This is a genomic window from Kitasatospora sp. MBT63 (assembly GCF_000710465.2).
GTDB lineage: Bacteria > Actinomycetota > Actinomycetes > Streptomycetales > Streptomycetaceae > Kitasatospora.
The window spans coordinates 24424-26464 of the sequence record NZ_JAIZ01000651.1 but is presented as its reverse complement, the minus strand read 5'-3'; the positions used below and the strand labels follow the sequence as shown (position 1 = coordinate 26464).

Annotated in this window: 3 protein-coding genes; 2 read left to right on the top strand and 1 reads right to left on the bottom strand. The window is 73.2% G+C overall.

Translation table 11 applies throughout. The features are described 5' to 3' along the window. Both AA75_RS34275 and AA75_RS34270 read left to right on the top strand, forming a co-directional pair. Nucleotides 1–190 (top strand): response regulator transcription factor (locus tag AA75_RS34275; protein ID WP_149038543.1); only part of this gene is annotated, 190 nt, incomplete at its 5' end. Between the two features lie 194 nt (nucleotides 191–384). Next, on the top strand, nucleotides 385–879 hold the full coding sequence (locus tag AA75_RS34270) for a hypothetical protein (RefSeq protein ID WP_033824262.1): 495 nt from the start codon (nucleotides 385–387) through the stop codon (nucleotides 877–879). Nucleotides 880–888: 9 nt separating this feature from the next. On the opposite strand, the gene AA75_RS34265 is transcribed toward AA75_RS34270, so the two are convergent. Next, nucleotides 889–1785: a prohibitin family protein gene (locus AA75_RS34265; RefSeq protein ID WP_033824261.1), complete on the bottom strand. Its 897-nt coding sequence runs from the start codon at nucleotides 1783–1785 to the stop codon at nucleotides 889–891. Between the last annotated feature and the right edge of the window lie 256 nt (nucleotides 1786–2041).

The following is a 2041-nucleotide window of genomic DNA, read 5'->3' as shown; positions in this document are numbered from 1 at the left end:
CCGGGCCGTGGTCCGGATGCTCGCCGAAGGCGCCAAGGACGAGGTGATCGCCCGCCGGCTCGGCGTCTCGCTGCGGACCTGCCGGCGGCACATCGCCGAGATCCTGGAGACCCTCCAGGCCGACAGCCGGTTCCAGGCCGGGGTGCTCGCCGAACGCGCCGGGCTCACCACCGCCGGACCCCAGCCGTAGTGCCGGGGGCCGGCAGGGCAGCGCCGGGCGTACGGGCGGGGCCCGCGCGCGGGCGCCGGGGCGTACGGGCGGCGCGGGCGCGGCGGCCACGTCACCACCGGTCCGTTCCGGTCGTCGGGCGACGATTGCGGACTGCGCCCGCCGCGGCGCCCCGCCCGCCGGTAGCATCCGGTCAGCCGACAGGAGGAGTGCCAGTGACGGTGATCGCGGTGACCGGCCATCTCCACCTCACCGACCCGACCGTCCACCTGGTCCGCGCGGCCCTCGGCCGCCTGCTGGCCGGCCACCCCGCCGCCGCCCTCACCGGCGTCTCCTGCCTGGCCCCGGGCGCCGACGCCCTGTTCGCCGACGCCGTGCTGGCCGCCGGCGGGGCCCTGGTCGCGGTGATCCCCTCCCCCGCCTACCGGGACACCCTCGACGCCGGCTACACCGCCGAGTTCGACCGGCTCCGGCACGCCGCCGCCGAGGTGCTCGTCCTGCCGTTCGACACCCCGGACGCCGACGCCTACGAAGCGGCCAACACCGAACTGCTGCGCCGGGCCGACCTGTTGGTCGCGGTCTGGGACGGCCTGCCCGGCAACGGCCGCGGCGGCACCGCCCACATGGTCGCCGCCGCCCGCCGGGCCGGCATCCCGGTCGAGGTGGTCTGGCCGGAGGGCGCCGGCCGCCGCCCCGCCCCGCCGGCCTGAGACCCCCGCCTAACGCTTGGTGCCGTCCACGATCAGCGGCGCGCTGCCGCCCGCCCCCGAGCCGCACGGGCTGGCGTACACCGGGTTCTTCTCGGCCGCGGCCTTGAACGCGTCGATGCACTGGCTCATCAGGATCCGGTCGGTCAGCGAGTTGGCGATCACCGTGTTGGCCTGGGCCTGGCTCTCCGCCTCGATCCGGCGCTTCTCCGCCTCCGCCTTGGCGGTCAGCACCGCGGCCGCGGCCTGCTCGGTCGCCTGGTCCTGCTGGATCTTCTGGTCGATCGCCTTCTGCAGGACGTCACTGGGCTTGACGTTGCGCAGGTTCACGCCGTTCACGATGATCCCGCGCGGCGCCAGCCGGCCCGTGATGATCTGCTCCATCTCGGAGTTGATGACCTCCCGCTGCGAGGCGTAGCCCTCCACGCTGGTGTGCTTGGCGAAGACGTTGCGCACGATCTCCCGGGTGTCCGGGTAGACCAGCCGCTGCTGGACGCCGTCCGAGCTGCCGGACAGCTTGTAGAGCGCCAGCGCGTGCTGCGGGTCGATCGACCACTTCACGGTCAGGTCGACGTACAGCACCCCGCCCTCGGACGAGCGGACCTCGACCGTGTCGTTGCCGGTCAGGTTGAGGTCCGAGGGCCGGGTCGAGAACGTGGTGACCTCGGTCAGCGGCGTCTTCAGGTGCAGCCCCGGCTGCCAGGTCGAACCCACCGAACCGAGCGAGGTCGGCACCCCGACCTGGTACGGCTCCACCACGTACACGAACGTGCTCAGCCCCAGCAGCAGTCCGACCGCACCCACCAGCACCCCGGTGAGCATCGCGAACCGGAACTCGACCACGGAACGGCGCCTGAGCACCACCAGCACGACGCCGGCGGCAAGAAGCAGGATCGAGAAGTAGAACATCGTCGCATCCCCCCTGGTCACACATCAGGACACCAGCAGCGTAGGGACACCGGCCCGTTCTCATCAGCCGAACCGAGATGCTGACCATCAGCCAGGGTGGATTCGGCCGGTCAGCGCGCCTGCTCCGGGAGCCCCTCGCGGACCCGGCGGGACACCGCGAACGCCTGGAGGTCCAAGGTCCCCGGGGCGTCGGCCACCCCCGGGCCGCCCGCCCGCACCCAGTCGGTGATGTCGTCCAGCATGTCGTCCTGGAACC